Source organism: Tenacibaculum halocynthiae, assembly GCF_964512825.1.
In the GTDB taxonomy this organism is placed as follows: Bacteria; Bacteroidota; Bacteroidia; order Flavobacteriales; family Flavobacteriaceae; genus Polaribacter; species Polaribacter halocynthiae.
Genome location: NZ_CAZELG010000022.1, coordinates 1 through 7,498, shown reverse-complemented (window position 1 = coordinate 7,498; position 7,498 = coordinate 1). Strand labels below are relative to the sequence as shown.

The following is a 7,498-nucleotide window of genomic DNA, read 5'->3' as shown; positions in this document are numbered from 1 at the left end:
GATGCACTAAACAGAATCACAGGCGCAATCGACAATACAGGGCGATATAACCTCCAAAATGTTACCTATGATAAAATGGGAAATATTTTAACCTTACAAAGAAAAGGGCATTTAAATACAGGAGCAACTAGCTTTGGTACGATGGATAATTTAGCATACACTTACGATAGCGGAAATAAATTATTAAAAGTTACCGATACAGGAAATAAAACTTATGGTTTTAAAGACGGTACTAATACAGGAAATGATTTTAGTTTTGATACTAATGGAAACCAAGTAAAAGACTTAAACAAAGGTGTAACGAGTGTAGTATATAATCACTTAAATATGCCAACGGAAATTAAGTTTAATAACTCCAGCACTCGAAAGATAAATTATACTTATGATGCAGATGGCACGAAAATTAGAAAGATAACCAATGATAACGGTTCTATTACCACTACGGATTATATTGGGAATTATGTTTATGAAAATAATATCTTAAAGCAAATATCGCACCCCGAAGGATATATAGAACCTAATGGTAATTCTTGGCAATATGTTTATCAATACATTGATATTTGGGGAAATACTCGAATCACGTATGCAGATGATAATAACGATGGTGTGATTACTGCAAGTTCTGAAATTAGAAGAGAGCAAAATTATTATCCAGGGGGATTAGAACATAGAGGATATAATACTGTGCTAAGAGGTGTTAAGAATAATCTTAAAACATACCAGAAACAAGAATTTACAGAAGATTTAGGGCTAAACACTCATGAGTGGAGGTATCGTGTGAGTGACCCTGCAACATTACGTTTTTGGCAAGTAGACCCATTAGCAGAAGATTATGTATATAATTCAACTTATGCGTTCCAAGAAAATAAAATGGGAATGGGTGTTGAATTGGAAGGTTTAGAATTAGCTGAGTTTTACCCTGAAGGGGATGAATTTAAAGATGGTGGTCAAGGAACAGAAGTTACTGATGCTATCTTAGATGAAATACCTTTAGTTGGTGAAATAAGAGACATCTCAGATGGTAATTATGTTATGGCTGCTGTGGGTATAGTTCCTTTTGGTAAAAAGATTCTAAAAGGATTAAAGTTTTTAAAAAATAAATTGTTTAAAAAAGCAGATAATGTAGTTAATGCTACTGTGAAAAATATAGATGATGGTGTTGTTTTTTCTGCAGATTTAAGTAAAACAAAATCTAAAAAACGTGCAGGTCATAGAAATTCTGCAAATAAGCAGTTGAATGATGCAATGAAAACGAATTCTTCCTTAAAGAAGAAAATGGAAAAAATTGACCCAAATGTAGTTGAAAACACAAACTTGTCTGTCAAAAAAGGGAATAAAACAAAAACAAGGAAAAATCCACAAGGCTATGAATGGGATCATAATACCAATAATAAAAATCAAATAGATTTACGAAGTAAGGAAAATCATGCTAAAAAGACGGCTCAAGATCCTAATAGAGTTGGTGGATATGCAAAACATTGGAAGAAAAAAAATAACTAAAACGATTTATTTATAGAAAAACATGAATTTAGAAGAAATTAGAAAAAATACTATTGAAAATATTCAGAATAAAGTTGATTTAATAAATATTCATTTACCTTTATTAGATTCAGATATAATTATAGGGGATAAAGAGGCTTTAGTTAATCGTATAGAGATTTTACACTTGCTTTATACAATTTCAATTGAAGGATTAGATTCTAAGGGCTTTTTCTATAATATCATTAAAGAAAAAGGATTAGATAAAGCATTATCAAAAAATGAATTTCTTTTTTTAGATGAAGGTACTTCAGTAAATAGAAATATGATTAATTTTTCGTGGTATAAAGAATCTATTTATGCTTTATTATGGTGCGGAGGATTGGTGCAGGAAATATATTCTTTAGAAGAAATAAATATGGGTAATTTTTATTCTTTAATACCACCAGAGGTTTCTGTAGAGCAATTTTTGGATTCTATTAAGTTAAGAACTGAAAAAGAAATGTTAGTAGTTTTGGATTATTACTATAATTTGCATTGGTCTTTTAAGCATTCAGAGAAAGGTAATTCAGAAACACTTTCAATTATAAGGGAGAGAAGAAAATCACTTGAGTGGTTTTTGTATAATTATAATAGTTGGGATAACGTTTTACTTGACACTTAGTACGATAGTACCCCTGATGTTCCTAGTATGTCAGAGTAAGTGCTAGTGCTAGAATCCTTTCTAGTACCGATAACGAATAAGAAATAGAGTTTAAAATAATAAAGATGAAACCACGACGCAAGTTGTGGTTTTTTACATAGCACTAATTTTAGAGGCTTTAATGAAATGGTCTACAGTAGTTAAAAGACATTCTTTGTCTTTATCTTGAAGATTAGAAATATCTTGAAAACGTTGTAGCATTTTAGGGTCTTTGAATAAATCTGCATTATCATTTTCTCCAAGTAAATAACCTACAGTAGTATTTAAAATCTTAGCTAATTTTTTAGCAGCATCAATAGACGGTATCATCTCATCACGTTCGTACTTGCCAATCGTTGTATGAGAGGTGCTAAAAATTTTTGCTAACTCTTTTTGAGATAGATTTTTTGCTTTTCTACATTCTGTCAATTTTTTACCAAATGAACTCATAGATATATATTATTATGTGTCAATACACGTATTACCAAAGGTTTTAGCAAATATATAAACATTAAAGTAGTTATAAAAACATAAAAATATTGTTTAAATAAATATTATTATGTTTCTTTGTGTATTATAATGTGTTTTTAAACTTTTTAACAATGTTAAATACCACCAACTCGAACAACTACGAATACATCACAAAACATCTTGAAATCCACATCTTAGGTGGAATAAAGACAAATAAGCTAGAGAGTTTACGAGTAACAATCTCAATACAGAAAGTAAAAGAATATAACATATTACGTCAAAGTATAGATTTATACAATGATAATCAAGTAGAGAAATTTATAAGAAAAATAGCGGAGCGATTAGAAATAGGTACGAGTGTAGTTAGGAAAACATTACAAGAATTAACGCACGAATTAGAAAACTACCGCTTTTTGCTCATTAGCAATGAGGAGCAAGCAAATAAAATACAAATCAAACAATTAATTGCTAGTGAGGAAAAAGAAGCACTCGACTTTTTAAAGAAGGGAGAATTGCTAAAAAGAACAAATGAGTACATCGGTAAAAGTGGTGTAATCGGAGAAGACATAAACCGTTTACTGATGTATCTCATTTTTACCAGTCGTAAAACTAACAACCCGTTACACTGTATAAGTTTAGGAAGTAGCGGAACAGGAAAAACACATTTACAGTCAAAAGTTGCAGAACTGATACCTGAAGAAGATAAAATAGAAATAACGGTATTAAGTGCCAATGCGTTCTACTATTTTAACCGCACAGAGCTTCATAATAAATTAGTCCTCATTGAGGACTTAGACGGAGCAGAATCGGTATTATATCCACTTCGAGAATTACAATCTAAAAAGCGAATTACAAAAACGGTGGTTCATAAAGATAGTAAAGGAACTACAAAAACTATACATCTAACGGTAGAAGGTCCAGTAAGTGTTGCAGGTTGTACTACCCAAGAAAGCATTTACGAAGATAACAGCAACCGCAGTTTTTTATTATACATAGATGAAAGCGAGGAACAAGACAAAAAAATAATGCAATACCAGCGGAGAGCCTCCGCAGGCAAGTTAAATGAGCAAGCTGAAATAGCTGCAATAGAATTACTTAAAAACACACAACGTGTGTTAAAACCTATAAAAGTTATCAATCCATTTGCAGAATATCTAGAGTTACCACCATCCGTATTTAAACCACGTCGTACAAACTCACATTATTTACAATTCATCAACGCAATTACATTTTACAAACAATATCAGCGAGAGAAGAAATACCACAGCGAAACAGGAGAAGAATACATAGAAACTACCATAGAAGATATTGAAGAAGCTAACGAATTAATTACAGAAGTATTACTACGAAAATCAGATACCATTACTGGAGCAACTAGAAATCATTTAGAAAACCTTAAAAAATATTTACTAGAAAACAACCAAACTACATTTACTAACGCTGAAATTAGAAGAAGATTAAGAGTAAAAGAAACCACATTAAGAAGGTATAATAAACAGTTGTTAGCAGAGAATTATATACGAAGAATTAAGAATGTTAAAACTAAAAGTTACTGTTTTGAAGTAGTTGATATAGATGAATACAAGAACCTTAAAGAGCAAATAAACAACGCGTTAAACACTTGTGTGTCGAGACTCTCGACCGCCACATCGCCATAATCTCGCTACTAGTAAAATGGCGAACTTAAATACAAGTATTACAACTAGTTAGATGTAACTCGCCACAGCTTTTTAAAAATGCAACCGACCCATAAAAAAAGTTGAGAATCTCGATACTTAAAAAATGAAGAAGCTACACTTACAAAACCATACTTACAAAGCACTATTACAATCATTTACCCAGTGGTTAGACATTTTAGGATATAGTAAAAGTGCTTATGAGAACTATCCACGATACGTACAAGAGTTCTTTTGTTATTTAGAGTATCACAAGCATACTGAATTAAAGTTAGTTACTATAGATATTGTTAAAAATTACTACTTACATCTAAAACAAAGACCTAATAGCATTACGCACGGAGCATTAAGTAAAGCAAGTTTAAACCAACATCAACAAGCCTTACGTAAGTTTAATGAATACTTAAAAAAACATCATACAAAACCACTACCTATACACTTAAGAGCAGAGAAGAAAAAAGAAAACACAGCATTAATAGTAATTACAAAATCAGAGATTAAAAACCTATTTAGTATTACCAATGAGAATTATAGTCTAAAGCATCTGAGATGCAGAGATAAAGCTATGTTAGTAGCCTTATACAGCTTAGGATTACGAGTAAATGAAGCAGTACAATTAAATATAAAAGACATCCTATTTGATAAAGAATTAGTGTATGTGCGAAAAGGAAAGAATTACAAAGAGCGTTTTGTACCTGTCAATAATTACAATGCTAGAATTTTAGAAGATTATTTATACGATGCACGTCCAGAGTTTTATAAGTCAGGTGAAACCGAAGCTTTTTTTATTGGTTCACAAGGTAAAAGATTAGGCTCACAAAGCTTTACAAATAGATTAAAAGTGCTAGTAGCACATACAGGTAATCAAACATTACAAGAAAAGAAAATCACCCCCCATAAGTTACGACACAGTATAGCAACACACTTACTAGAACAAGGCGCACCTATAGAAATGATACAGCAGTTTTTAGGTCATAGTTCACTAGAAACCACTCAAATCTATACGCATATAGTAAATCAAAAAAAACAAGAAAATGAAAGCCTATAAAGACTATTTAGAAAAACAACAATACAGTATAACAACGATAGAAAGCTATATACTACAAGCTGAAAAATTTACAGAATGGGTTGCAAAACAAGGTTTAAAAATCAATCTATTTAGGTACAAAGAAGCAATACAATACGTCAATTATCTACAAAAAACACATACCAATCCTAAAACAATAAATCATAAACTAACAGCAACTAAACACTACTTTAATTATTTAATAAACAGTAATGAAATTACAACCAATCCTTTTACAGCACTTAAAGTACAAGGAGAAAAGAAAAACAGATTACTACATAATTTATTAAGTTCAGACGAATTAGAAGACTTGTATTATAGTTATGAAACAGAAACAGATAAACACCCAAGAAGAATACTAGCTAACAAAAGAAACAAAGTAATTATAGGTTTATTAGTATATCAAGGGTTAACAACATCAGATTTAAAACGGTTAGAATTAGAACATTTAGAACTCTACAAAGGAAAGATTTACATACCTAGAGGAAATATCGGAAACCGTAGAACCTTAGAATTAAAACCGTGGCAAGTACTAGAGTTTATAGAATACATAGGCGAAGTAAGACCAAAACTACTACCAACAAACAATCAAGATTTACAACTCGTATTTATCGCTTCACAAAATAGATTAACAGACACAGTAGCAAACATTATAAAGAAATTAAAAAAGATAAATCATAAAATAATTAATATACATCAAATAAGAGCAAGTGTTATTGTAAACTGGTTAAATCAGTACAATTTAAGAAAAGTACAAATACTAGCAGGACATAAGTATATAAGTACGACAGAAAGATACGTACAAGAAGATTTAAGGCAATTACAGGAAATAGTTAACTTATATCATCCGTTAAGTTAAAAGCTTCGCAACTTCGCTTCGCTACGTTGCTTGCTAAAAACCAATCAGTACGTAAAACCCCACACAAAACAAAACCCAGTTTTTTGCCGAAAAAGGCAAAAACCCTCTGTCTTTTATTTTGTTCCGCTAGCCACCGCATATGTTGCAAAGGGCAATCCTCCGCACAAGTAGTATTTTAAACGGGTGGTGTTCCAACCGCTACAGTCCCACAAGCCTAGAAAAAAATTAGCCACAAAAAGGTGGACAAACTTTTTACTATTCTTGCTTCCATACACCACACGTTTAAAAACCTACGCCACCGCTCAAAGCCCTTTCCAACCCAAAGCAAAGTAACATAATAGTAGTTATAATACTCTTGCGACAAGCTCCAGGTACGTTATAACTGCTATTATGTAAAATTGCCACTTCCCTTGGTCTCCCGATGGTCGGACTTAATACAGTTGGAAACCAACACCACCGCACCGAATTTGTATAAAAAAGACTTCACAAAAAGCCGTCAAGCAAAAAAGCTTGTCTTACTTCTTTGCTTGTTTTTTTATACAACTCGTCCAATACTAAACGATATTATTGGCTTGGCAAAACATAACGGTTCTGTCGAAAATTTTACGCTAGCTACTATAAACACTGAAAACAAGTCATTTTAAAAACATAGGATTACCAGCCACGCCACCAACCTCTAAATCCTATGTTTTTAAAACGTTTTCTTATAAATGTTGTTTTGGGTTTATTACAAGCTGTGTTGTTGTCGGACAAAGTCCATAAAAAAAATTAAATCGGAACTCATTAATTAGAAATAACGTTTTAAAAAATAACGGAACAGAGGTGGATAAATGCGGATGAGTTCCGTTGTTTATTAAAATGAAAACTACACGAGTTTAGTTGTGCTTTTTGAGGTAGAAAAGAGGTGTTTTTTAAGTACTTGAAAATGGGGTCTTATATAACATCCCTTGCCAAGTTCCGATTCCGCAACTTTTTTTATATTAAAGCGCTTGAAGTCAGTATATTAACTGTAAATGTTAAAATATTATTTTTTAAACCTTGTAAAGCGCTGTTTATTAATAAATTACATAATATCGTGAAAACATGTAAAAACCCTGTTTTTGAGAGGTAAAAACGATGAAAATATAGGATTAAAAAGTAGTTTTTTTATATATTTACGGTGGAGAAAGAAAGGACGTTCTTAAAAAAATCTTGTTTTTGGGTGTATGCGTAAAAAAAAGGTATCGGAATAAAAAAAAGTGTGTTAGTTACAGGTACGATGCACT

General features: G+C 31.5%; 5 protein-coding genes and 1 pseudogene. 5 read left to right on the top strand and 1 reads right to left on the bottom strand.

Features of this window, described 5'->3' with window-relative positions:
• Together ACKTTQ_RS09205 and ACKTTQ_RS09200 are read left to right on the top strand one after the other, a co-directional pair.
• Positions 1 to 1,500, top strand: a pseudogene (locus ACKTTQ_RS09205) (hypothetical protein); the annotation flags it as partial.
• A gap of 22 nt (positions 1,501 to 1,522) precedes the next feature.
• Positions 1,523 to 2,143, top strand: a complete 621-nt coding sequence (locus ACKTTQ_RS09200) for a DUF4272 domain-containing protein (RefSeq protein ID WP_408049036.1) — start codon at positions 1,523 to 1,525, stop codon at positions 2,141 to 2,143.
• 132 nt (positions 2,144 to 2,275) lie between these two features.
• Here ACKTTQ_RS09200 and ACKTTQ_RS09195 read toward each other — a convergent pair whose 3' ends face one another.
• Positions 2,276 to 2,611, bottom strand: a complete 336-nt coding sequence (locus ACKTTQ_RS09195; protein WP_408049035.1) for a helix-turn-helix domain-containing protein — start codon at positions 2,609 to 2,611, stop codon at positions 2,276 to 2,278.
• Between the two features lie 152 nt (positions 2,612 to 2,763).
• Between ACKTTQ_RS09195 and ACKTTQ_RS09190 the strand changes: the two genes are divergently transcribed.
• The 3 genes from ACKTTQ_RS09190 to ACKTTQ_RS09180 all read left to right on the top strand — a co-directional run bounded on the left by ACKTTQ_RS09190 (position 2,764) and on the right by ACKTTQ_RS09180 (position 6,233).
• Positions 2,764 to 4,290, top strand: coding sequence for a hypothetical protein (locus tag ACKTTQ_RS09190; protein ID WP_408049034.1), 1,527 nt, complete (start codon positions 2,764 to 2,766; stop codon positions 4,288 to 4,290).
• A 124-nt stretch (positions 4,291 to 4,414) separates the two neighbouring features.
• Positions 4,415 to 5,356 (top strand): tyrosine-type recombinase/integrase, encoded by a 942-nt coding sequence (locus ACKTTQ_RS09185; protein WP_408049033.1) that lies wholly within the window; start codon positions 4,415 to 4,417, stop codon positions 5,354 to 5,356.
• Positions 5,343 to 6,233: a tyrosine-type recombinase/integrase gene (locus ACKTTQ_RS09180; RefSeq protein ID WP_408049032.1), complete on the top strand. Its 891-nt coding sequence runs from the start codon at positions 5,343 to 5,345 to the stop codon at positions 6,231 to 6,233. Before ACKTTQ_RS09185 ends, ACKTTQ_RS09180 begins: the two co-directional genes overlap by 14 nt.
• The last annotated feature ends 1,265 nt before the right edge of the window (positions 6,234 to 7,498 follow it).